Here is a 23,769-nt window from a genome sequence, read left to right as displayed (position 1 = left end):
GGCTTCTCGTCCGGATCGTGCCGGGCCGATCCGGATGAAAGACCGTAGGGGTGCCGTCCCGGGCCCCCGGGTGCCGCCCGGCGGCGGCTTCCGGTGCGCCGCGGGGACGGCGGGAACCGGGGCCGTCGCCTCCCCGTACCCTTGTCCCGTGAGCAGCCCCACCCCCGACGCCCTCCTCGGCCCCGCCGACATCCGTGAGCTGGCAGCAGCGCTCGGTGTCCGTCCGACCAAGCAGCGCGGCCAGAACTTCGTGATCGACGCCAACACGGTCCGCCGTATCGTCCGTACCGCCGGGGTCCGCCCCGACGACGTGGTGGTGGAGGTGGGCCCGGGGCTCGGCTCGCTCACCCTGGCGCTGCTGGAGGCCGCCGACCGGGTCACCGCCGTGGAGATCGACGACGTGCTGGCCGCCGCGCTGCCCGCGACCATCGGCGCGCGCATGCCGGAGCGCGCCGACCGGTTCGCGCTGGTCCACTCCGACGCGATGCACGTCGCCGGGCTGCCCGGCCCCGCGCCGACGGCCCTGGTGGCGAACCTGCCGTACAACGTCGCCGTGCCCGTGCTGCTGCACATGCTCGACACCTTCCCGAGCATCGAACGGACGCTGGTGATGGTGCAGTCCGAGGTCGCCGACCGGCTCGCCGCCCCGCCCGGCTCGAAGGTGTACGGCGTGCCGTCCGTGAAGGCCAACTGGTACGCGGAGGTGAAGCGGGCCGGGGCCATCGGCCGCAACGTCTTCTGGCCCGCGCCGAACGTGGACAGCGGGCTCGTCTCCCTGGTCCGGCGCACCGAGCCGGTGAAGACGACCGCGTCCAAGCGCGAGGTCTTCGCGGTGGTCGACGCGGCCTTCGCGCAGCGCCGCAAGACGCTGCGGGCCGCGCTCGCCGGCTGGGCCGGATCGGCCGCCGCCGCGGAGGCGGCCCTGGTCGCGGCCGGGGTCTCGCCGCAGGCGCGCGGGGAGTCGCTGACGGTCGGGGAGTTCGCGCGGATCGCGGAACACAAGGGGAGCGGCGAGTGAGCGTCACGGTCCGGGTGCCGGCGAAGGTCAACGTCCAGCTCGCGGTGGGCGCCGCCCGCCCCGACGGGTTCCACGACCTGGCCAACGTCTTCCTCGCGGTCGGCCTGTACGACGAGGTGACCGTGACCCCCGCGGATGAGCTGCGGATCACCTGCGCCGGCCCGGACGCCGGCCAGGTCCCGCTGGACCGCAGCAACCTCGCCGCCCGTGCGGCCCTCGCGCTGGCCGGCCGGGCGGGCGTCGAGCCGAACGTGCACATCCACATCGCCAAGGACATCCCGGTCGCCGGCGGCATGGCGGGCGGCAGCGCGGACGGCGCGGGCGCGCTGCTGGCGTGCGACGCGCTGTGGGGGACCGGCGCCTCCCGCGCGGACCTCCTCGCCCTCTGCGCCGAGCTGGGCAGCGACGTGCCGTTCAGCCTGGTCGGCGGGGCGGCGCTCGGAGTCGGCCGCGGTGAGCGGCTGACGGCCCTGGAGACCGGCGGCACCTTCCACTGGGTGTTCGCGATGGCCGGGCGGGGCCTGTCCACGCCGGCCGTGTTCCGCGAGTTCGACCGGCTGGCCCAGGGACGGCGGATCCCGGAGCCGGTGGCCTCGGCTGAGCTGCTGGAGGCGCTCGCGAAGGGGGACGCGGACGCGCTGGCGGCGGCCGTCTCCAACGACCTCCAGCCGGCGGCGCTGTCCCTGTTCCCGGAACTGGCGGACACCCTGGCGGCGGGCCGCGCGGCCGGCGCGCTCGCCGCGCTGGTCAGCGGCTCCGGCCCGACGACGGCGTTCCTCGCCCGCGACGCCGAGTCCGCGCGGAAGACCGCCGAGGCGCTGCGAACGTCGGGAACCTGCCGGACGGTACGCACGGCGGCGGGCCCGGTACCGGGAGCGACGGTCCTCTGAGCGGTCGGAGCCCGTCGGTGGTAGATGCCGGCCGGTTCCCGGTCACTCATCACATGGAGTGACCGGGGCCTCACCTCCGCGTGTCCTCTGCGAAGCCCTACGCTAGAAGGCTGAGCCACGCGGCGGAGCCGCATGTCGATTCAGCCCCGTGCACAGGAGTGAAATGGCCGTCAATCTGGTCAATGTCGAGAACGTCAGCAAGGTGTACGGCACCCGGGCCCTGCTGGACGGTGTCTCGCTCGGCGTGTCGGAAGGGGACCGGATCGGGGTCGTCGGACGCAACGGCGACGGCAAGACCACCCTCATCCGGATGCTCGCCAAGGTCGAGGACTCCGACACCGGGCGGGTCACGCACTCCGGGGGCCTGCGGCTCGGCGTGCTCACCCAGCACGACTCGCTCGACCCCGGGGCCACCGTCCGCCACGAGGTCATCGGTGACATGGCCGACCACGAGTGGGCCGGCAACGCCAAGGTCAGGGACGTACTGACCGGGCTGTTCGGTGGGCTGGACCTGCCGGGCTTCCCCAAGGGCCTGGACACCGTCATCGGACCGCTCTCCGGTGGCGAGCGGCGCCGGATCGCGCTCGCCAAGCTGCTCATCGAGGAGCAGGACCTCATCGTCCTGGACGAGCCCACCAACCACCTCGACGTGGAGGGCATCGCCTGGCTCGCCGAGCACCTGCGCACCCGGCGGTCGGCGCTGGTGTGCGTGACGCACGACCGGTGGTTCCTTGACCAGGTGTGCACGCGCATGTGGGACGTGCAGCGGGGCACGGTGTACGAGTACGAGGGCGGCTACTCGGACTACGTCTTCGCGCGCGCCGAGCGCGAGCGGATCGCGGCCACCGAGGAGGTCAAGCGGCAGAACCTGGTCCGCAAGGAGCTGGCCTGGCTGCGGCGCGGCGCGCCCGCGCGCACGTCCAAGCCGCGCTTCCGCGTGGAGGCCGCCAACGAGCTGATCGCGGACGTGCCGCCGCCCCGGGACAGCAGCGAGCTGATGAAGTTCGCCTCCTCGCGGCTCGGCCGGACGGTCTTCGACCTGGAGGACGTCACCGTGCAGGCCGGGCCGAAGGTGCTGCTCAAGCACCTCACCTGGCAGCTCGGACCGGGCGACCGGATCGGTCTGGTCGGCGTCAACGGAGCCGGCAAGACCTCGCTGCTGCGGGCCATGGCCGCCGCGGCCCGCACCGAGGGCGAGGAGCAGCCGGCCGGCGGCCGGATCGCGGTCGGCCGGACCGTCAAGCTGGCCTACCTCTCCCAGGAGGTCGCCGAACTCGACCCCACCTGGCGGGTGCTGGAGGCCGTGCAGCAGGTCCGGGAGCGCGTCGACCTGGGCAAGGGGCGCGAGATGACGGCCGGGCAGCTCTGCGAGACGTTCGGCTTCGGCAAGGAGAAGCAGTGGACGCCGGTCGGCGACCTCTCCGGCGGTGAGCGGCGCCGGCTCCAGTTGCTGCGCCTCCTCATGGACGAGCCCAACGTCCTCTTCCTGGACGAGCCCACCAACGACCTCGACATCGAGACCCTGACCCAGCTGGAGGACGTGCTCGACGGCTGGCCCGGCTCGATGATCGTCATCTCCCACGACCGGTTCTTCGTGGAGCGGACGACGGACCGGGTCTTCGCCCTGCTCGGCGACGGCGCGCTGCGGATGCTGCCGCGCGGCATCGACGAGTACCTGGAGCGGCGCCGGCGCATGGAGGAGGCGGCCGCCGCGCAGACCGCCGCCGCGGCGCCCCGGCCGGACACGCAGGAGAAGAGCGCCGCCGACCAGCGTGCCGCGAAGAAGGAACTCCAGAAGATCGAGCGCCAGTTGGACAAGATCTCCGAGAAGGAGTCCGCGCTGCACGCCCGGATCGCCGACGACGCCACCGACTTCGCGAAGGTGGCCGAGCTGGACGCCCGGCTGCGGGACCTCGCCGGGGAGCGCGAGGAACTGGAGCTGCGCTGGCTGGAACTGGCGGAGGACGCCTGATCCCGCGCGCCGCGTGAAGGGGGCGTGAAGGCGCGTAACGACGGCATCACGGGCCGGTTCTCCCTTGGGAACAGGGGAGAGCGCGGCCCCGTGTGCTGTCTGTGCCGGGTGATAGAAAGAGCCGTCCGAGAAACGACCTTGGGTCCGTCGCGTACCTCGGGGCGTGGCTAAAAGTCAGTGAACGAGGGGGAAGAGCGCTGATGACTCAGCCGCCCGGCCGGCCGCCGCACGGTGGGTTCGGCCCACCGCAGGACCAGCCTCCGCAGCCGGCGGGCTCCGGCGGATCCGGGGCCCCGCACCAGCCGCCGGCCCAGGGCGCGTTCGGCGCGCCCGAGGCTCCGCAGAACCCGCCGGGACAGGGCGGCTTCGGCGCGCCGCAGCCGCCCGCCGGGCCCCCGCAGCAGCCCTCGCCGGGCTACGGCTACCCCCAGCAGCCCGCACCGGGCCCGTACGGCGCCGCTCCCGGCCCCTACGGCCACCCGCAGCAGCCGGGCCCCTACGGCGCTCAGCCGCAGCCGGGCCCGTACGGCGCACCCCAGCAGCCGGGCCCCTACGGCGCTCAGCCGCAGCCGGGTCCTTACGGCGCACCGCAGCAGCCCGGCCCGTACGGCGGCGGCCCGCAGCCCGGTTACGGCCACCCGCCGCAGCCGCCGTACCCGGGCATGCCCGGCGCCGCGCCCGGCGGTCCCGCCGGCGCACCGCGTGCGCGGAAGAAGACGGCGCTCGTCATCGGCGCCGCGGTGGCCGCGCTGCTCGTCGTCGGCGGCACGGTGTTCGCGCTGGGCGGCGGCGATGGTGGCAGTGACGGCGGCGACGACGGGAAGAAGCCCGTCGCCGGGCGGAGCGACGGTCCCACGCACTCCGCCACCGCCTCGCCGACCACCTCCGGCGGCGAGGACCCGGACCACCTCAACGAGGGCCGCGGAGCCGGCGAGGCCAAGGCGCTCTGGTACAAGCCGGCCCCCGACGCCCCGGCGTCCGGCGCCGACGCGCCCGGCATGTGGTTCAGCGGCGATACGGTGGTGAAGGCGGCGTACAAGCAGGTCTTCGCCTTCACCGCCGCCGACGGCGGCACCGCCTGGGGACCGGTCGGCTTCCCGCAGAAGATATGCGCGGTGACCACCCGGAAGTCCGCCGACGACAAGATCGTCGTGGCGTACATGAGCGGCGGCGGCGACCGCGCCAAGTGCAACCAGCTCCAGCAGATCGACCTGCGCACCGGCGCGAAGGGCTGGCGGGGCGAGGTCGCCGACGGCGGCCTGTTCGACAGCGCCCTCACCATCGAACTGTCCGTGAGCGGCAGGACCCTGATGGTGGGCCGCTCCCAGTCGGGCACGGCCTACGACATCGACACCGGCAAGAAGCTGTACGACAAGAAGCGCTACGGCGCGGCCTGCTTCCCGGAGGCGTACGCGGGCGGCACCGGCAAGTTCGTCCAGGTGGCCTCCTGCGGCGTCGGCACCGGCACCGAGCACGAGGAGATCCAGGAGCTGGACCCGGCCACCGGCAAGGTCCGCTGGACCCGGCAGGTGAAGAAGGGCTGGGAGGTCAGCCGGACGTACTCGGTCGACCCGCTCGTCGTCTACCTGGTCAACCGGGACAAGAAGACCTGGAACATCTCCACCTTCACCAAGGACGGCACGTTCCGCTCCGAGGTCAAGGTGGACGGGAAGTTCGCCCCCCGCTGCGGCTGGGCGGTCCTCGAACGCGACCTCCAGGGCTGCCAGGGCGTCGTGGCCGACGCCGACACGCTCTACCTGCCCACCGACGCCTCCGTCAGCGCCAACGAGATCGTCGCGATCAGCCTCTCCGACGGCAAGGAGAAGTGGCGGGTCAAGTCCCCGGGGGACCGGCCGATGACGCCGGTGAAGCTGGAGGACGGCAAGCTGGTCGCGTATGTGCAGCCGTCGTACGACACGGGCGGCCAGGTGGTGGCGGTGCCGGTCACCGGCTCCTCCCACACCGCGGCCGCCCTGCTGCGCAACCCGCGCGGTGCCGCCGGCGCCGAGAACACCTTCTACGACGGTGTCGTCGACTGGACCGGCGGGCGGCTCTTCATCTCCTCGGGCCGGCTGTCCGGCGACGACGACTCCAAGGAGAAGCTGATCATGGCCTTCGGCAACTGAGCCGGGCGCCCGGCCCCAGCCCGTCCCCCGCGTCCCGTCCGCCGTCCGGCCCGCCCGGCGCCACCGAGGAAACCGCCCCATGACCCAGCCGCCCCCGCCGCCCCCGAACCAGCCCCCGCAGCCGCCGTCCCCGCAGCCGGGCTACGGCTACCCGCCGCCCCCGCCCCCGGGACCCGGCTACGGCTATCCGGGCGCCCAGCACAACCCGTACGCCCAGCAGCCGCCGGCCTACGGCGCCCAGCAGCCCGCCGGCTACGGCGCCCCGCCGCCCCACCCCTACGCCCAGCCCACGCAGCCCCTGCCGGGCGGGCAGCCGGGATACGGCTATCCGGGCCAGGGCCAGCCGCCGACCGTGCCGATGCAGCCGCAGCCGGGACCGGGCGGCGGCCGGAACAGGGCCGCGCTGTTCATCGTCGTGGCGGCGGTCGCCGCCATCGCGCTGATCGTCGGCGGCGGCGTCTGGTACGCCAGGTCCTCCGGAGACGACGGCAAGACCCACGGCCCCGTCTCCAGCGCCAGCCGGACCGGCGGCACCGGCGGCTCCGGGGGCACGGGCGGCGGTGGCGGCAAGGAGAAGGCCCCGGACGACCCGGCCGCCAGGATGCTCTTCGACGTCCCGCTGCCCAGGACGGACGACACGGTCGTCGCCTCCGGCTCCTGGCTGACGGACACGGTCTACGCCAAGAGCGGCATCGCGGAGATCGTCGGCTACGACCCGGCCGAGGGCACCGAGCGGTGGACCGTCAAGCTGCCCGGCCCGGTCTGCTCGGCCGCCGCCCACGTCAACAAGGACGGTCTGACGGCCGTCGTCTTCCAGCCGAGGATGCCGGCGAAGAACTCCACGGCCGGCTGCAGCCAGGTCGCCGCGATCGACCTCGGCGCGGGCAAGAAGCTGTGGACGAAGTCGATCAACTCCGGTGACTTCCCGATCACCTTCCAGAACGTGACGGTCGCCCAGAACACCGTCGCGGTCGGCAGCACCGACGGCGGCGCCGCGTTCGACATCGGCTCCGGCAAGGTGCTGTGGCAGCCGAAGCCGGACGACACCTGCTACGACGCCGGTTACGGCGGCGGCGACCGCCTGGTCGCGGTGCGCAAGTGCGGCTCCTACGACAACCGCAAGCTGCAGATCCAGACCATCGACCCGAAGAGCGGCAAGGTGATCTCCGACTACGCGATGCCCGACGGCGTCGAGTACGCGGCCGTCGTCTCCACCGATCCGCTGGTGGTCGCCGCCGACGTCGGCGACGCCGCGGGCGACGGCAGCGGGGTCTCGGACTACTTCTCCCTCGACGCCGGGACCGGAAAGCTGCTCGCCCGCATCCCCGCGCCCGGCGACACCTACGGGGGCCGCTGCGACGGGATCTCGCGCATCGAGGGCTGCAAGCAGGTCGTCGCCGGGGGCGGCCGGCTCTACCTGCCGACCGAGGAGCACGACGGCAAGGGTGAGTACACCAAGACCAACGAGATCGTCGCGTTCGACCTGCGGACCGGCAAGCCGGCCGGCGGGCGCGCCGAGGCCGGCGACGGCTACACGCTCTCCCCGCTGCGCATGGACGGCGGCAGCCTGCTGGCCTACAACGCACCGCCGTACAACAAGGGCGGGCAGGTCGTCGCCGTCGACGGCGGCACCCTGAAGGTGACCAAGCTGCTGGAGAACCCGGCCACCCGCGAGGTGCACGAGGCGGAGACCGGCCTGCTGCCCGAGTACGCGGAGATCCTGTTCGGCAAGGGCCGGCTGTACATGTCGGCCGTGTTCGCCCACAAGCCCAGCTCGGTGGGGACCAAGGAGTACCTGGTGATGGCGTTCGGCACGGACGGCTGACCGGCCGCCGGCGCCGCCGCCGGTCCCACCCGGACGAGTGATGTGCAAAGAAGTGCCCCGGATTTCATCGATCCGGGGCACTTCTCATCGGAGGGGCAGCGCGACGTCGAACAAGCGTGTAGCTTCCGGGGGCATGACAGGGCGGGGAGGCCGCGGGGACTGGGGGGTTGCTCTATGGGAGTGCGGCTGATGGTCGTCGACGACCATCGCCTGCTCGCGGAGGCGCTGGCGTCGGCGCTGAAGCTGCGCGGGCACCGGGTGCTCGCCGCCGCGGCACCGGCCGCGGGCGCGGCGGACCTGGTGATCGCGCGGGCGCCCGAGGTGTGCCTGCTGGGCACGGCGGCACCGGCCGCGCCCGGGACCTTCGACCCGGTGATGAAGATCAAGCGGGAGCGCCCGCAGGTGGCGGTGGTGGTGCTGGGCCCGGTGCCGTCGCCGCGCGGGATCGCGGCGGCCTTCGCCGCGGGCGCGTCCGGGTACGTCCGGCACGACGAGCGGATCGAAGGCGTCGAGCGGGCCCTGGTGAAGGCCCGCGCCGGGGAGGCCGCGGTGGCTCCGCAACTGCTCCAGGGCGCGTTCGGCGAGCTGCTGAACCCGGCCGCGCAGCCCGACGACGAGGCGCAGCGGCTGCTGGCGGTGCTCACGCCCCGGGAGGTGGAGGTGCTGGTCCGGGTGGCCGACGGGGAGGACACCCGGCGGATCGCGGCGGGCATGGGGATCGCGCCCAGTACGGCGCGTACGCATGTGCAGCGGGTGCTGATGAAGCTGGGCGTGGGCTCCCGCCTGGAGGCGGCGGCACTGGCCGCGCGCACCGGGCTGCTGGACCGCGCGGGCTCCCTCAGGAACACCGGCCTCGGGTAGGGCGCCCCGGAAGGGGCGCGGGGAACCGTAGGACGGGTCCCCGCGCGCCCGCACTGCTACTTCTCCTCCTCCGGCAGCCCCTCCGGGGGCAGCGGCGGCGGGGTGGGCCGCAGCTTCAGCCAGGCCAGGAAGAAGACGCCCAGCAGCAGCATGCCGATGCCGGTCCACAGGTTGATGTTGACGCCCTCGGCCTTGTCGATCGCGGCCTGGGAGTCGGTGATCCCGGTGACCGTGACGATGACGCCGTAGACCACGAACAGTCCGCCGATGATGCGGCGCAGGTCGAAGATGCGTGCCGCCGTCGCGGACTCGCTCTCCAGCCGGGAGACCTCCTGCTGGACGTCGTGCTCGGTGGTGTGCGGCGGACGGTGCTCAGGGTGCTCGCTCATGGTTCCTCGATCCTCCCGCGTCAGAACGAGAACGGGATGTAGCAGGCGGCGGCCAGGACGACCGCGCCCCAGCCCAGCAGGGCCGGCTTGCGGTACCAGGCGTCGTCGCCGGCGGCGGGCGGCTCGGTCATGCCGGGGGACGTGGTCCCGTAGACCAGGCCCCGCAGCTCCTCCGCCGGCTTCGGCTTGGTGAACAGGGAGACCGCGACCATCACGACCGCGCCGGCGACGAAGCCCGCGATCGCGGAGACGAAGTTGGCGCCCTGGTCGGTGGGGATGGAGATGATCCCCTTCTTGTAGAACACGAAGTAGTTGACCATCGCGGTCACGGTGCCGGCGAGCAGGCCCCAGAAACCGGACTTGGCGGAGGCGCGCTTCCAGAACATGCCGACGATGAAGACGACGAACATCGGCACGTTGAAGAAGGAGAAGAGCGTCTGGAGGTAGCTCATGATGTTCGAGAACGACGACGCCAGGAAGGCCGTGCCGACGGAGGCGCAGACACCGATCGCGGTGATCAGACGGCCGAACCGCACGTAGTACGCGTCCTCGCGGTCCCGGACCACGTACTTCGCCCAGATGTCGTTGGTGAACACGGTGTTGAAGGACGACACGTTCGCCGCCATGCCCGCCATGAAGGCCGCCAGCAGACCGGTGACGGCGATGCCGAGGACGCCGTTGGGCAGCAGTTCCTGCATCAGGTAGGGGATGGCGTCGTTGTACTGGAGGCCGGAGCCGGGGGTGCCGATCTTGGGCACCAGTGCGGCGGCGACCAGGCCCGGGATCATCACCAGGAAGACGATGAAGATCTTCGGGTAGGCGGCGATCAGCGGGGTGCGCTGGCCGGCGGAGAGGTTCTTCGCGGACAGGGCGCGCTGCACCTCGGCGAAGTTGGTGGTCCAGTAGCCGAAGGAGAGCACGAAGCCGAGGCCGAGGACGATGGTGAGCCAGTTGGCGCCGAGCGGGTTGCCGTGGCCGATGCCGGTGCCGCCCCAGGCCGTGGTGAAGTCGGCGCCGTGCTGCGCGGTGAGCTTGTCGGTCAGCCCGTTCCAGCCGCCGGCCTTCTTCAGGCCGAGCACGGTGATCGGGATGAGCGCGGCGAGGATGACGAAGAACTGGAGCACCTCGTTGTAGATCGCCGAGGACAGGCCGCCCAGGGTGATGTAGCCGAGCACCAGGGCGCCGGCGACGAGGATGGCGACCCACTTCGGCCAGCCGAGCAGGGCTTCCACGACGATGGAGAGGGCGTAGAGGTTGACGCCGGCGATGAGGACGGCGGCGAACGCGAACAGGGCCGAGCTGAGCAGGTGGGCGGCCCGGTCGAAGCGCAGCAGCAGGAACTCGGGGACCGAGCGGACCTTGCTGCCGTAGTAGAAGGGCATCATCACCAGGCCGAGGAAGACCATGGCGGGGATGGCGCCGACCCAGTACCAGTGGACGGTGTAGGCGCCGTACTGGGCGCTGTTGGCGGCCATGCCGAGGATCTCGGTGGCCGCCAGGTTCGCCGAGATGAAGGCGAGGCCGGTGATCCAGGCGGGCAGCGAGCGTCCGGAGAGGAAGAAGTCGAGGCTGGTCTTCACCGAGCGGCGGGCGGCGAATCCGATGCCGAGGACGACGATGAAGTAGATCGCCAGGATCGTGTAGTCCAGCCAGTTGGTGGGGAGCCGTAGCTCCGCCGCCAGATAGGTGGGGGCGTATGGGGGGGTTTGCATGAGAACTCGCTTCGTCGCGCGAACTGATCCAAGCGGAACCTACGCCGCCGTGTTCGGTATTTGAACACGTTGACTGGTGTTCTTTGTTTGATTGTGATCGAGCAGTGAGCTGTCGGGTTGTGATCTGTTATGTTTGATTGTGTTGAGTACATGGGTGCGGGACACACCCTCCGCGGGGTGCTTGAACAAGGAGTCCGGCGTGAAGAAGACCTCGACCCGGCTGGCCGACGGTCGTGAACTGATCTACTACGACCTCCGGGACGACACCGTGCGGGACGCGGCCGACCGCCGCCCGCTGGACCGCACGGTCACCAGCTCCGAGATCCGCCGCGATCCGCTGCTCGGCGACGGCGTCGCCATCGCCTCCCACCGCCAGGGCCGCACCTACCACCCGCCGGCCGACGAGTGCCCGCTGTGCCCCACGCACGGCGACCGGCTCAGCGAGATCCCGGACTCCTCGTACGACGTCGTCGTCTTCGAGAACCGGTTCCCCTCCCTGGCCGGCGACTCCGGCCGCTGCGAGGTCGTCTGCTTCACCTCCGACCACGACGCCTCCTTCGCCGGCCTGGATCCCGAGCAGGCGCGTCTGGTGCTCGACGCCTGGACGGACCGCACCGCGGAGCTGTCCCGGTTGCCCGCGGTGGAGCAGGTGTTCTGCTTCGAGAACCGCGGCGCCGAGATCGGTGTGACCCTGGGCCACCCGCACGGGCAGATCTACGGCTACCCGTTCACCACCCCGCGCACCGCGCAGATGCTGCGCTCGCTCGCCGCCCACTCGGAGGCGACCGGCGGGGAGAACCTGTTCGACGCGGTCCTGGAGCGGGAACTGGCCGGGGAGCGGGTCGTCCTTGAGGGTGAACACTGGGCGGCCTTCGTGCCGTACGCGGCGCACTGGCCGTACGAGGTCCACCTGTACCCCAAGCGCCGCGTGCCCGATCTGCTCGCCCTCGACGAGCCGGCCCGCACAGAATTCCCCCAGGTCTATCTGGAACTCTTGAGGCGCTTCGACCGGATCTTCGGCGAGGGGGAGCCCCCGACGCCGTACATCGCGGCCTGGCACCAGGCCCCGTTCGGCACCCTGGAGGAGTTCGACGGTGTCACGCGCGACGACTTCGCGCTCCACCTAGAGCTTTTCACCATCCGCCGTACTTCCGGCAAGCTGAAGTTTCTCGCGGGTTCCGAGTCCGGCATGAACGTGTTCATCAACGACGTGCCGCCGGAACGCGCGGCCGAGCGACTGCGAGAGGTAGCGAGTTCATGAAGTACCTGGTGACGGGCGGCGCGGGATACGTCGGCGGGGTCGTGGCCCAGCACCTGCTGGAGGCCGGCCACGAGGTCACGGTCCTGGACAACCTCTCCACCGGCTTCCGCGCGGGCGTGCCCGCCGGCGCGGCCTTCGTCGAGGGCGATGTCCGGGACGCCGCCAAGTGGCTCGACTCCTCCTACGACGGCGTGCTGCACTTCGCGGCCTTCTCGCAGGTCGGCGAGTCGGTGGTGAAGCCGGAGAAGTACTGGGACAACAACGTCGGCGGCAGCATGGCGCTGCTCGCCGCGATGCGCGAGGCCGGCGTGCGCAAGCTGGTCTTCTCCTCCACGGCGGCCACCTACGGCGAGCCCGAGCAGACCCCGATCCGGGAGACCGCCCCGACCCGGCCCACCAGCCCCTACGGCGCCTCCAAGCTGGCCGTCGACCACATGATCACCGGTGAGGCCGCCGCGCACGGGCTGGCCGCGGTGTCGCTGCGCTACTTCAACGTGGCCGGCGCCTACGGCGCGTACGGCGAGCGGCACGACCCCGAGTCGCACCTCATCCCGCTCGTCCTCCAGGTCGCCCAGGGCCGCCGCGAGGCGATCTCCGTCTACGGCGAGGACTACCCGACGCCCGACGGCACCTGCATCCGCGACTACATCCACGTGGCCGACCTGGCCGACGCCCATCTGCTGGCCCTGGCCGCCGCCGCCCCGGGCGAGCACCTGATCTGCAACCTCGGCAACGGCAACGGCTTCTCCGTCCGCGAGGTCATCGAGACCGTCCGCGAGGTCACCGGCCACCCGGTCCCCGAGGTGTCCGCCCCGCGCCGGGGCGGCGACCCGGCGGTCCTGGTCGCCGCCGCGGACACCGCCCGGGAGAAACTGGGCTGGAACCCGACCCGCGCGGACCTCGCGGGCATCGTCGCGGACGCCTGGGAGTTCGCGCAGAGCATCACAAGGGAGCACTAGTGGGGGCACAGCAGGTCGCGGAGCGCTTCACCGAGCTGTACGGCGCCGGGCCCGAGGGCGTCTGGGCGGCACCGGGGCGGGTCAACCTCATCGGTGAGCACACCGACTACAACGACGGCTTCGTCATGCCGTTCGCGCTGCCGCACCAGGCGCTCGCCGCGGTCTCCCGCCGCGCCGACGGCCTGCTGCGGCTGCACTCGGCGGACGTCGAGGACGAGGTCGTGGAACTCCGGCTCGACGACCTCGCCCCGGGCGGCGACCCGCGGTGGACGGCGTACCCGGCGGGCGTCGTCTGGGCGCTGCGCGAGGCGGGCCACGCGGTCACCGGCGCCGACGTCCACCTGTCCTCCACGGTCCCCACCGGCGCCGGCCTGTCCTCGTCCGCGGCGCTGGAGGTCGTGATCGCGCTCGCGCTGAGCGACCTGTACGGCCTCGGCCTGCCGCGCTGGAAGCTGGCCCGGCTGTGCCAGCGCGCCGAGAACGTCTACGTCGGCGCGCCCACCGGCATCATGGACCAGACGGCCTCGGCCTGCTGCGAGCCCGGTCACGCGCTCTTCCTGGACACCCGCGACCTGTCCCAGCGGCAGATCCCCTTCGACCTCGCGGCCGGGGGACTGCGGCTGCTGGTGGTGGACACCCAGGTCAAGCACGCCCACAGCGGCGGCGAGTACGGCAAGCGGCGGGCCGGCTGCGAGAAGGGCGCGGCCCTGCTCGGCGTCGACGCCCTGCGGGACATCCCGTACGCCGGGCTGGACGCGGCGCTGGCCCGGCTCGGCGACGAGGAGGAGATCGTCCGGCTGGTCCGCCATGTGGTGACCGAGGACGAGCGGGTCGAACGCACGGTCGCCCTGCTGAGCGCCGGCGACCCCCGCGCCATCGGCCCGGTCCTCACCGAGGGCCACGCCTCCCTGCGCGACGACTTCCGCATCTCCTGCCCGGAGCTTGACCTGGTCGTGGACACCGCCCTGGCGAACGGCGCCCTCGGCGCCCGCATGACCGGCGGCGGCTTCGGCGGCTCGGCGATCGTCCTCGCCGAGACGGCGGACGTGGACACCCTCACCAAGGCCGTCGGGGAGGCCTTCAAGGCAGCGGGCTTCCAGAGCCCCCGCGTCTTCGAGGCGGTCCCTTCGGCGGGGGCCCGGCGGCTCGTCTGACGCCGTCTCAGGCCAGCCGTTCGGTCAGGATGTACTCCGTGATCCCCGGCGGGCAGCCGGGGATCACGCCCGCCACCCCGTAGCCCTGTCCGCGGTAGAAGTCCGGGGCCTGGAAGTCCCAGGTCTCCAGCCGGGACGCCCGTCTTTCGTTCGGATCAGGCCGGATCAGGGAGCGGTGCCAGGGTCCGCGAGCCCGGCGTGATCCACACGAGAGGCCCCGACGGCCCGGGATCACGCCCCGGACGGCCAGTTCTGCAAATCTCCTTCCGCTGCGTGCTCCCATGCGTACTCTGTGGAACTAGCACCGGTGGGGGCCGGTGCCGCTCAGGGGGCGAGACAGGCGGGTACGGCACCCGCGGTGGGGCAGCAGTCTCCGCTACGGCGGCGGCCGGGCGGCGCGCTTTCCCCATCCGCGGGTGTCGTACCCGCGCCGGTCTTCGTTCTCCGGACCTTTTCCGGGTATTTCCAAGCCGGCCTATCCGGAGCTTTCCGGACCTGTATCCCCTGCTCCGCGCGGAGCCCGGGGAAGGGGGTTTCGTGGTTCGTATCCGAGTCCTGGTCGTCGACGACCACCGCATCTTCGCCGAGTCGCTGGCCGCCGCGCTGGCCGCGGAGCCCGACGTCGACGTGCTCGCCGCCGGCAGCGGCCCGGCCGCGCTGCGCTGTCTGGAGCGGGCGGCCGGCGAGGGCCGGCGCTACGACGTCCTGCTGGTCGACGCCGACCTGGGCGGCGCCCCGCCCGCCGCGTGGCCCGCCGTGGCGGTGCGGGAGGGCGACGAGGAGGGCCTGGTCGACGGCATCTCCCTGGTCGCCGGCGTCCGGGTCGCCCAGCCCGCCGTACGGACCGTCGTCCTCGCCGAGAAGGACGACCCGCGCCGCGCGGCCCTCGCCCTCCAGGCCGGCGCCTCCGGCTGGGTCGCCAAGGACTGTTCGCTGTCCCGGCTGCTGTCGGTGATACGGGGCGTGCTGCGCGACGAGACGCATCTGCCGCCCGCGCTGCTCACCGGGGTGCTGAGGGAGCTGACGGCGGCCCGCCGGCACCGCACCGAGAGCGAGCGGCTGGTGGAGTCCCTGACCCCGAGGGAGCGGGAGGTGCTGCGCTGTATGGTCGCCGGACTCGGCCGCAAGGCCGTCGCCGAACGGCTGTTCCTCTCCCCGCACACCGTCCGCACCCATATGCAGAACGTCCTCGGCAAGCTGGGCGTCCACTCCACCCTGGCCGCGGTGGCGCTCGCCCGGCGCGCGGGCGTGGGACCGGCCGACCTCGGGACTCTCGCCCAGGTCGGACCGGGCTCGCGGGGCGTGGTCTGAACGCGGCCCGGACCGCTCGCTCGCGGACCCCGGCACCGCTCCCCGGTCCGGCCTGGTCCGGCCTGGTTCCGGCCTGGTCCGGACCGAACGCCTCAGCCGGGGATGTTGTCGAACGGCGCGGTCAGCTGGCGCAGCAGCCCGGCCAGCTCCGCCCGCTGGGCCCGGGACAGCTCGGCGAGGATGGCCCGCTCCTGCTCCAGCAGGCCCGCCAGCGCCTGGTCCGCGCGGTCCCGGCCCTCGTCGGTCAGCCGGACCAGCACGCCCCGCCGGTCGCTCGGGTCGGGCAGCCGCTCCACCAGGCCCTTCTTGGCCAGCCGGTCGATGCGGTTGGTCATCGTGCCCGAGGTGACCAGGGTCTGCGTCAGCAACTGGCCGGGGGAGAGCTGGTAGGGCGTGCCCGCGCGCCGCAGCGCGGTCAGCACGTCGAACTCCCAGGGCTCCAACTGGTGCTCGGCGAAGGCGAGCCGGCGGGCGCGGTCCAGGTGCCGGGCGAGTCGGCTCACCCGGCTGAGTACTTCCAGCGGCTCCACGTCGAGGTCCGGGCGCTCCCGGCGCCACGCTGCGACCAGCCGATCGACCTCGTCCTCCATGGAGATCAGTGTAGTGGTTGTGTCGACGTGAAGTCTCTTGATGTCGAGTCTCTTGACGTCGAGAGGAATTCTCGGGAAGGGTGAGGAGCATGACGACTCCCGCCTGGGACCCCGGTCAGTACCTCCGCCACGCCGGCCACCGGGTCCGCCCCTTCACCGACCTGCTCGCCCGCCTCCCCGACCCGCCCCGGGACCGGCCCCGCATCGCCGACCTCGGCTGCGGCCCCGGCAACGCCACCGCCCTGCTCGCCGGCCGCTGGCCCGCCGCCCGCGTCACCGGCTACGACAACTCGCCCGCGATGCTCGACCGGGCGCGCACCGGCCACGCGGGACCCACGGCGGGCGGCGGTCACCTCGCCTTCGCCCACGCCGACGTGCGCACCTGGACGCCCGGCGAGCCGTACGACCTGATCGTCTCCAACGCCACCCTCCAGTGGGTGCCGGGCCACGCCGACCGGTTCGGCGACTGGATCGCCGCCCTGGAACCCGGCGGCGCCCTCGCCTTCCAGGTCCCCGACAACCTCGACGCCCCGCTGCACGCCCTGCTGCGCGAGCTCGCCGCCGCACCCCGCTGGCGGTCCCGGCTCGCCGGCCTGCCGCGCCGCACGGACTCGGTGCACCCGCCCGGCTTCTACCTGGACCGCCTCAGCCGCCTCGGCTGCGCGGCCGACGTGTGGCAGACCACGTACCAGCACGTCCTGCACGGCGAGGACCCGGTGCTCGACTGGGCGAAGGGCACCGCCCTGCGGCCCGTCCTCACCGCGCTCGCCGGTGATCCCGGCGCGCGCGAGGCGTTCCTCGCCGCCTACCGGGACCTGCTGCGCACGGCCTACCCGAGCGCTCCGTACGGCACGGTGTTGCCGTTCCGCCGGCTGTTCGCCGTGGCCGTGAAGACGGGGAAGCGGGAGCCGTAGGGAAAGGCGCGGCTCACGCCTTGCGGTGGCCTATCAGGCGCGGCTTCTGCTCCAGCCCGTCCAGGCCGTGCCACGCCAGGTTCACCAGGTGCGCCGCCACCTCCGCCTTCTTCGGCCGGCGCACGTCCAGCCACCACTGCCCGGTCAGCGCCACCATGCCGACCAGCGCCTGGGCGTAGAGCGGGGCCAGCTTGGGGTCGAAGCCCCGCGACTTGAACTCCCGGCCCAGGATGTCCTCCACCTGCGTGGCGATGTCGGAGATCAGCGAGGCGAAGGAGCCCGTGGACTGCGGGATGGGGGAGTCGCGGACCAGGATGCGGAAGCCGTCCGTGTACTCCTCGATGTAGTCCAGCAGCGCGAACGCCGCCTGCTCGCACAGCTCCCGCGGGTGGCCGGCCGTCAGCGAGCCGGTGACCATGTCGAGCAGGCGCCGCATCTCCCGGTCCACCACCACCGCATACAGCCCCTCCTTGCCGCCGAAGTGCTCGTACACCACCGGCTTGGACACCCCGGCCTTGGCCGCGATCTCCTCCACCGAGGTGCCTTCGAAGCCCTTCGCCGCGAACAGGGTGCGACCGATCTCCAGCAACTGCTGGCGGCGCTCGGCGCCGGTCATGCGGGTCCGGCGGGTCCGCCGCTGCTTGTCGGGGCCTGGAGTGCTGCTGGAGTCGGTCGCCACGGCGTCAATCATGCCGCCTCGGCCGTCTCCTCCCGGCGCCGGGAGCCGCCGTCCCCGGTGTGGCGGCGGGAATCGATACGCGAGCGTGACGGCCAGCGCACGTCATAGGCCCAGCCCAACTGCTCGAACCAGCGGATGAACCGCGCCGAGGAGTCGAGCTGGCCGCGCATCACACCGTGCCGCGCCGACGTGGGGTCGGCGTGGTGCAGGTTGTGCCAGGACTCGCCGCAGGACAGGATCGCCAGCCACCACACGTTGCCCGAACGGTCCCGCGACCTGAACGGCCGCTTGCCCACCGCGTGGCAGATCGAGTTGATGGACCACGTCACATGGTGCAGCAGTGCCACCCGGACGAGTGAACCCCAGAAGAACGCGGTCCACGCGCCCCACCAGGACATCGTCACCAGCCCGCCGATCAGCGGCGGCAGCAGCAGCGACAGCAGCGTCCACAGGACGAACTGCCGGGAGATCACCCGCATCGCCTTGTCGTTGATCAGGTCGGGCGCGTACTTCTCCTGCGGGGTCTGCTCCTCGTCGAACATCCAGCCGATGTGCGCCCACCACAGGCCCTTCATCAGCGCCGGAACGGTCTCGCCGAACCGCCACGGAGAGTGCGGGTCGCCTTCGGCGTCGGAGAACCTGTGGTGCTTGCGGTGATCGGCCACCCAGCGCACCAGGGGGCCTTCCACCGCCATCGAGCCCATGATCGCCAGCGCGATGCGCAGCGGCCGCTTGGCCTTGAACGACCCATGGGTGAAGTACCGGTGGAAACCGATCGTGATGCCGTGGCACCCGAGGAAGTAGAAGAACACCAGCAGACCGAGGTCGAGCCAGCTCACCCCCCGGCCCCAGGCCAGCGGCACGGCCGCCACCAGCGCCAGGAACGGGACGATGATGAAGAGCAGCAGTGTGAGCTGTTCCACCGATCCCTTCCGCTCACCGCCCAGTGTGGCGGGGGAAAGGGATGTGTCGCTGGTCCCGCGGGCTTCGTCGATCACATCGGAACTTGAGGTCATACGCGTCCCCTGTGGGGTCGAGGGTCGAGAGGGATACCGGGCCGCCGGAACCGGAGGGGCCTCGACGGCGCTTCCCTACGGTTCCGTAACCTACGGCGTCGTAAGTATGGCAGCGTGTCACGCCTCGGCAAGAGCCCCAGACCGTGTGCGTCCACATCGCCACCTATCCTTGGAACCGGTCGGACAGCGCGGTCCGCTGAAGTTTCCTTCCCGGACGCTCCGGCCCGTATGCGGCACCCGCCGCGCGGCAGGCCGGCCGGGTTCCCCTCCAGCCGAGCTTCAACACTGCAAGGAGCCGCACCTGTGAGCAGTGCCGACGACCAGACCACCACGACCAGCAGCGAGCTGCGCGCCGACATCCGCCGGCTGGGTGATCTCCTGGGGGAGACCCTCGTCCGGCAGGAAGGTCCCGAACTCCTCGACCTCGTGGAGAAGGTCCGCCGTCTCACCCGCGAGGACGGTGACGCCGCCGCCGAGCTGCTGCGCGGCACGGAACTGGAGACCGCGGCCAAGCTGGTCCGCGCCTTCTCCACGTACTTCCACCTCGCCAACATCACCGAGCAGGTGCACCGCGGCCGCGAGCTGCGTGCCCGGCGCGCCGCCGAGGGCAGCCTGCTGGCCCGCACCGCCGACCGGCTGAAGGACGCCGACCCGGAGCACCTGCGGCAGACCGTCCAGAACCTCAACGTCCGGCCGGTCTTCACCGCCCACCCCACCGAGGCCGCCCGCCGTTCGGTCCTCAACAAGCTCCGGCGCATCGCCGCGCTCCTGGACACCCCCGTCCTCGACGCCGACCGCCGCCGCCACGACACCCGTCTGGCCGAGAACATCGACCTCGTCTGGCAGACCGACGAGCTGCGCGTCGTACGCCCCGAGCCCGCCGACGAGGCCCGCAACGCCATCTACTACCTGGACGAACTGCACGCCGAAGCCGTCGGCGACGTCCTGGAGGACCTGACCGCCGAGCTGGAACGCGTCGGCGTCAAGCTGCCCGACGACACCCGTCCGCTCACCTTCGGCACCTGGATCGGCGGCGACCGCGACGGCAACCCCAACGTGACCCCCCAGGTCACCTGGGACGTCCTCATCCTCCAGCACGAACACGGCATCAACGACGCCCTGCAGACCATCGACGAGCTGCGCGGCCTGCTCTCCAACTCCATCCGCTACACCGGAGCCACCGAAGAGCTGCTGGACTCCCTCAAGGCCGACCTGGACCTGCTGCCCGAGATCAGCCCCCGCTACAAGCGGCTCAACGCCGAGGAGCCCTACCGGCTCAAGGCCACCTGCATCCGGCAGAAGCTGGTCAACACCAAGCAGCGCCTCGCCAAGGGCACCCCGCACGAGGAAGGCCGCGACTACCTCGGCACCGGCGAGCTGCTGAACGACCTCAGGATCATCCAGACCTCGCTGCGCGCCCACCGCGGCGGCCTGTTCGCCGACGGCCGCCTGGCCCGCACCATCCGCACCCTGGCCGCCTTCGGCCTCCAGCTCGCCACCATGGACGTCCGCGAGCACGCCGACGCCCACCACCACGCCCTCGGCCAGCTCTTCGACCGGCTCGGCGAGGAGTCCTGGCGCTACGCCGACATGCCCCGCGAGTACCGCGCCAAGCTGCTCGCCAAGGAACTCAGGTCCCGGAGGCCGCTGGCCCCCACCCCGGCGCCCGTCGACGCCGCCGGGCAGAAGACCCTCGGTGTCTTCGAGACCGTCAAGAAGGCCCTGAGGGTCTTCGGCCCCGAGGTCGTCGAGTCCTACATCATCTCCATGTGCCAGGGCGCCGACGACGTGTTCGCCGCCGCCGTCCTCGCCCGCGAGGCCGGCCTCGTCGACCTGCACGCCGGCTGGGCGAAGATCGGCATCGTCCCGCTGCTGGAGACCACCGACGAGCTGCGGGCCGCCGACACCATCCTGGAGGACATGCTCTCCGACCCGTCCTACCGGCGCCTGGTCGCGCTGCGCGGCGACGTCCAGGAGGTCATGCTCGGCTACTCCGACTCCTCCAAGTTCGGCGGCATCACCACCAGCCAGTGGGAGATCCACCGCGCCCAGCGCCGGCTGCGCGACGTGGCCCACCGCTACGGCGTCCGGCTGCGCCTCTTCCACGGCCGCGGCGGCACCGTCGGCCGCGGCGGCGGCCCCTCCCACGACGCCATCCTGGCCCAGCCCTGGGGCACCCTGGAGGGCGAGATCAAGGTGACCGAGCAGGGCGAGGTCATCTCCGACAAGTACCTCATCCCCTCCCTCGCCCGGGAGAACCTGGAACTGACCGTCGCGGCCACCCTCCAGGCCTCCGCCCTGCACACCGCGCCCCGCCAGTCCCACGAGGCCCTCGCCCGCTGGGACGCGGCCATGGACGTCGCCTCGGACGCCGCCCACGCCGCCTACCGGCGCCTGGTCGAGGACCCGGACCTGCCGTCCTACTTCTTCGCCTCCACCCCCGTCGACCAGCTCGCCGACCTGCACCTCGGCTCCCGGCCCTCCCGCCGGCCCGACTCCGGCGCCGGCCTGGACGGGCTGCGCGCCATCCCGTGGGTGTTCGGCTGGACCCAGTCCCGGCAGATCGTCCCGGGCTGGTTCGGCGTCGGCTCCGGTCTGAAGGCGCTGCGCGAGGCCGGCCTGGACTCCGTGCTCGACGAGATGCACCAGCAGTGGCACTTCTTCCGCAACTTCGTCTCCAACGTTGAGATGACCCTCGCCAAGACGGACCTGCGGATCGCCCAGCACTACGTCGACACCCTCGTCCCCGACGAGCTCAAGCACGTGTTCGACACCATCAAGGCCGAGCACGAGCTGACCGTCCGCGAGGTCCTGCGGATCACCGGCGAGGACGAACTGCTGGCCGCCCAGCCCGTCCTGAAGCAGACGTTCGCCATCCGCGACGCCTACCTCGACCCGATCTCCTACCTCCAGGTCGCCCTGCTCAAGCGGCAGCGCGACGCCGCCGCGGCGGGCGTCAACCCCGACCCGCTGCTCGCCCGCGCCCTGCTCCTCACCGTCAACGGCGTGGCCGCCGGCCTGCGCAACACCGGCTGACCCGCCGGAAAAAGGGTGCCCCCGGGGCCGTACGACCCCGGGGGCACGCCCTTTTCTCCTCCGCTCACGTCACTGCACGGCCACGAACACCGCCGTCAGCAGCGCCGCCCCGGCCAGCCCCAGCACCCACGCCGGACGCCTCAGCCGCATCCCGCCCGCGACCACCACCGAGGCCAGCAGCAGCGCCCCGCCCAGCGGCACCCAGGCCAGCAGGACGCCCGCCGCACCGGACCGCACCGCCTCTGCCGTGCCGGGCTTCAGCACCACGTCGTAGGTGGCGCCCGCCCGCACCGCGACGGACTTCTCGATCTCCACGCGCGCGCGGGGCCGCGCCCCCGCCGACGCCGGGGTGAACGGCCCGGCGCACACCTCCCGCACGCACCGCGTCACCCGGACCGTGCCCCGCTCACGCCCCTGGGACAGCATCACGTGCTGTGCGGTCCCCCAGGAACCCCACACCCCGGCGAACAGGATCAGCGCGGCGAGCGCGCCCGTCGCCGCGACCCGCCCGAACCGCAGCGCGGACCCGGACGCCTGGCGAGCGGTACTGGCTGTGGCAGGCATGGCCGGGATCATTGGCCATATCCCCACGGTCGGTCAACTCCGCGGGGCGTGCCCGGTCATCCCGGGCGGACAAAGCCGTCCGATGTACGACACGCTCGCCCGCTCAGGAGTCGCGCCCGCTCAAGGAGCGCCCGCTCAGGAGTTGTACGCGCTCTGCGCCCGCTCCAGCCCCTCGGTCACCAGACACTCCACCGCGTCCGCCGCGCGGTCCACGAGGTAGTCCAGCTCCTTGCGCTCCGCGGAGGAGAAGTCCTTCAGCACGAAGTCGGCCACCTGCATCCGCCCCGGCGGCCGGCCGATCCCGAACCGCACCCGGTGGTAGTCCGGCCCCATCGCCTTCGTCATCGACTTCAGGCCGTTGTGCCCGTTGTCGCCGCCGCCCAGCTTCAGCCGCAGCGTGCCGTAGTCGATGTCCAGCTCGTCGTGGACCGCCACGATGTTGCCCACCGGCACCTTGTAGAAGTCCCTGAGCGCGTTCACCGGACCGCCGGACAGGTTCATGAACGACGTCGGCTTCGCCAGGACCACCCGGCGGCTGCCCGGCCCGGCCGGCCCGATCCGCCCCTCCAGCACCTGCGCCTGCGCCTTGCCCGCCCGCTTGAACTTCCCCCCGATCCGCTCCGCGAGCAGGTCGGCCACCATGAAGCCGACGTTGTGCCGGTTCATGGCGTACTCCGGCCCGGGATTGCCGAGCCCCACGATCAGCCACGGACCGCTGGCGGGAGTGGTCACGTCCATGCCTCCTTGATACGCGCCAGCCGCCGCCCCCCGCGAGGGAGGCAGCGGCTGGACGGATGACGACGGCGAGATCAGCCCTCGGCGCCCGCGTCGCCCTCGGCCTCACCGGAGGCCTCCTCGGCCTGCGCGGCCAGGACCTGGAGGACGACCGTGTCCTCCTCGACGGCCAGCGTGGTGCCGGCCGGGAGCGGGATGTCCTTGGCGAGGATGGAGGCACCGGCCTCCAGGCCCTCGACGGAGACGGTGACCGACTCCGGGATGTGCGTGGCCTCGGTCTCCACCGGCAGCGCGTTCAGCACGTGCTCCAGCAGGTTGCCGCCCGGGGCCAGCTCACCCTCGGTGTGGACGAAGATCTCGACCGTGACCTTCTCGCCGCGCTTGACGAGCTGGAGGTCGACGTGCTCCAGGAAGCCCTTCAGCGGGTCGCGCTGCACGGCCTTCGGGATCGCCAGCTCGTTGGACTTGCCGTCGATGTCCAGGGAGATCAGGACGTTCGGCGTGCGCAGCGCCAGCAGCAGGTCGTGGCCCGGCAGGGTCAGGTGCAGCGGGTCGGAGCCGTGGCCGTACAGGACACCCGGGACCTTGTTGTCACGGCGGATGCGACGGGCCGCACCCTTGCCGAACTCGGTGCGGGTCTCGGCGGCGAGCTTCACCTCGGACATGTGAATCACTCCTCGTAGGAAAGGAACGGACGTGGTCACCCGGCCACGAACGGCCTGCTACGAAGAGCGCGTCGATAACGGACCGCCGTATT

Annotated in this window: 20 protein-coding genes; 12 read left to right on the top strand and 8 right to left on the bottom strand. The window is 72.2% G+C overall.

All coding sequences use genetic code 11. The annotated features are described in order from the left end of the window. The first annotated feature begins 148 nt into the window (after positions 1 to 148). The 6 genes from rsmA (at position 149) to ACZ4SV_RS33205 (ending at position 8,692) form a co-directional block, all read left to right on the top strand. Complete coding sequence (gene rsmA / locus ACZ4SV_RS33230) at positions 149 to 1,018, top strand: 16S rRNA (adenine(1518)-N(6)/adenine(1519)-N(6))-dimethyltransferase RsmA (protein ID WP_468009498.1); 870 nt, start codon at positions 149 to 151, stop codon at positions 1,016 to 1,018. Next, entirely contained in the window at positions 1,015 to 1,908 is an 894-nt protein-coding gene (locus ACZ4SV_RS33225) for a 4-(cytidine 5'-diphospho)-2-C-methyl-D-erythritol kinase (RefSeq protein WP_468009494.1), read from the top strand. Before rsmA ends, ACZ4SV_RS33225 begins: the two co-directional genes overlap by 4 nt. A 163-nt stretch (positions 1,909 to 2,071) precedes the next feature. Beyond that, a complete protein-coding gene (locus tag ACZ4SV_RS33220) occupies positions 2,072 to 3,880 on the top strand; it encodes an ABC-F family ATP-binding cassette domain-containing protein (RefSeq protein ID WP_365941545.1) in 1,809 nt (602 codons plus the stop codon). A gap of 200 nt (positions 3,881 to 4,080) precedes the next feature. Continuing rightward, positions 4,081 to 6,006: an outer membrane protein assembly factor BamB family protein gene (locus ACZ4SV_RS33215; protein ID WP_468009487.1), complete on the top strand. Its 1,926-nt coding sequence runs from the start codon at positions 4,081 to 4,083 to the stop codon at positions 6,004 to 6,006. Between the two features lie 79 nt (positions 6,007 to 6,085). Beyond that, a complete protein-coding gene (locus tag ACZ4SV_RS33210) occupies positions 6,086 to 7,831 on the top strand; it encodes an outer membrane protein assembly factor BamB family protein (protein ID WP_468009482.1) in 1,746 nt (581 codons plus the stop codon). A gap of 174 nt (positions 7,832 to 8,005) precedes the next feature. Continuing rightward, positions 8,006 to 8,692: a helix-turn-helix transcriptional regulator gene (locus ACZ4SV_RS33205; RefSeq protein WP_468009478.1), complete on the top strand. Its 687-nt coding sequence runs from the start codon at positions 8,006 to 8,008 to the stop codon at positions 8,690 to 8,692. A gap of 56 nt (positions 8,693 to 8,748) precedes the next feature. On the opposite strand, the gene ACZ4SV_RS33200 is transcribed toward ACZ4SV_RS33205, so the two are convergent. Next, positions 8,749 to 9,081, bottom strand: a complete 333-nt coding sequence (locus ACZ4SV_RS33200; protein WP_365876345.1) for a hypothetical protein — start codon at positions 9,079 to 9,081, stop codon at positions 8,749 to 8,751. Between the two features lie 20 nt (positions 9,082 to 9,101). Beyond that, positions 9,102 to 10,793 carry a sodium:solute symporter family protein gene (locus ACZ4SV_RS33195; protein ID WP_365876343.1) on the bottom strand — a complete coding sequence of 564 codons (1,692 nt, stop codon included), beginning with the start codon at positions 10,791 to 10,793 and terminating at the stop codon, positions 9,102 to 9,104. Between the two features lie 199 nt (positions 10,794 to 10,992). Here ACZ4SV_RS33195 and galT point away from each other — a divergent pair, with 199 nt between their 5' ends. The 4 genes from galT (at position 10,993) to ACZ4SV_RS33175 (ending at position 15,478) form a co-directional block, all read left to right on the top strand. Then, positions 10,993 to 12,054: a galactose-1-phosphate uridylyltransferase gene (gene galT, locus ACZ4SV_RS33190; RefSeq protein WP_365876341.1), complete on the top strand. Its 1,062-nt coding sequence runs from the start codon at positions 10,993 to 10,995 to the stop codon at positions 12,052 to 12,054. Next, positions 12,051 to 13,013, top strand: a complete 963-nt coding sequence (gene galE, locus ACZ4SV_RS33185) for a UDP-glucose 4-epimerase GalE (protein ID WP_397946069.1) — start codon at positions 12,051 to 12,053, stop codon at positions 13,011 to 13,013. Before galT ends, galE begins: the two co-directional genes overlap by 4 nt. Next, on the top strand, positions 13,013 to 14,167 hold the full coding sequence (gene galK / locus ACZ4SV_RS33180; protein ID WP_468009465.1) for a galactokinase: 1,155 nt from the start codon (positions 13,013 to 13,015) through the stop codon (positions 14,165 to 14,167). The genes galE and galK overlap by 1 nt, the downstream gene beginning before the upstream one ends. Positions 14,168 to 14,704: 537 nt before the next feature. Beyond that, complete coding sequence (locus ACZ4SV_RS33175) at positions 14,705 to 15,478, top strand: LuxR C-terminal-related transcriptional regulator (protein WP_468009462.1); 774 nt, start codon at positions 14,705 to 14,707, stop codon at positions 15,476 to 15,478. 92 nt (positions 15,479 to 15,570) lie between these two features. Here the strand turns inward: ACZ4SV_RS33175 and tamR are convergent, their stop codons facing one another. Then, positions 15,571 to 16,068, bottom strand: coding sequence for a MarR family transcriptional regulator TamR (gene tamR / locus ACZ4SV_RS33170; RefSeq protein WP_014673201.1), 498 nt, complete (start codon positions 16,066 to 16,068; stop codon positions 15,571 to 15,573). Between the two features lie 89 nt (positions 16,069 to 16,157). Between tamR and ACZ4SV_RS33165 the strand changes: the two genes are divergently transcribed. Further along, positions 16,158 to 16,982: a trans-aconitate 2-methyltransferase gene (locus ACZ4SV_RS33165; protein ID WP_468009456.1), complete on the top strand. Its 825-nt coding sequence runs from the start codon at positions 16,158 to 16,160 to the stop codon at positions 16,980 to 16,982. Between the two features lie 13 nt (positions 16,983 to 16,995). On the opposite strand, the gene ACZ4SV_RS33160 is transcribed toward ACZ4SV_RS33165, so the two are convergent. Continuing rightward, positions 16,996 to 17,673, bottom strand: coding sequence for a TetR family transcriptional regulator (locus tag ACZ4SV_RS33160; protein WP_468009452.1), 678 nt, complete (start codon positions 17,671 to 17,673; stop codon positions 16,996 to 16,998). After that, positions 17,670 to 18,677, bottom strand: a complete 1,008-nt coding sequence (locus tag ACZ4SV_RS33155) for an acyl-CoA desaturase (protein ID WP_468009448.1) — start codon at positions 18,675 to 18,677, stop codon at positions 17,670 to 17,672. Before ACZ4SV_RS33155 ends, ACZ4SV_RS33160 begins: the two co-directional genes overlap by 4 nt. Positions 18,678 to 18,980: 303 nt before the next feature. Here ACZ4SV_RS33155 and ppc point away from each other — a divergent pair, with 303 nt between their 5' ends. Continuing rightward, positions 18,981 to 21,713, top strand: a complete 2,733-nt coding sequence (gene ppc / locus ACZ4SV_RS33150; protein WP_365876326.1) for a phosphoenolpyruvate carboxylase — start codon at positions 18,981 to 18,983, stop codon at positions 21,711 to 21,713. Between the two features lie 69 nt (positions 21,714 to 21,782). On the opposite strand, the gene ACZ4SV_RS33145 is transcribed toward ppc, so the two are convergent. The 3 genes from ACZ4SV_RS33145 to ACZ4SV_RS33135 form a co-directional block, all read right to left on the bottom strand. Continuing rightward, positions 21,783 to 22,289: a hypothetical protein gene (locus tag ACZ4SV_RS33145; protein ID WP_397937946.1), complete on the bottom strand. Its 507-nt coding sequence runs from the start codon at positions 22,287 to 22,289 to the stop codon at positions 21,783 to 21,785. A gap of 123 nt (positions 22,290 to 22,412) precedes the next feature. Further along, a complete protein-coding gene (gene pth / locus ACZ4SV_RS33140; protein WP_365876322.1) occupies positions 22,413 to 23,015 on the bottom strand; it encodes an aminoacyl-tRNA hydrolase in 603 nt (200 codons plus the stop codon). A gap of 71 nt (positions 23,016 to 23,086) precedes the next feature. Beyond that, entirely contained in the window at positions 23,087 to 23,677 is a 591-nt protein-coding gene (locus ACZ4SV_RS33135; RefSeq protein ID WP_365876320.1) for a 50S ribosomal protein L25/general stress protein Ctc, read from the bottom strand. Positions 23,678 to 23,769: the final 92 nt, after the last annotated feature.

The organism is Streptomyces sp. NPDC027672 (assembly GCF_055566335.1).
The sequence above is the reverse complement of the archived record's forward strand: the minus strand, read 5'-3'. Positions and strand labels throughout refer to the sequence as shown.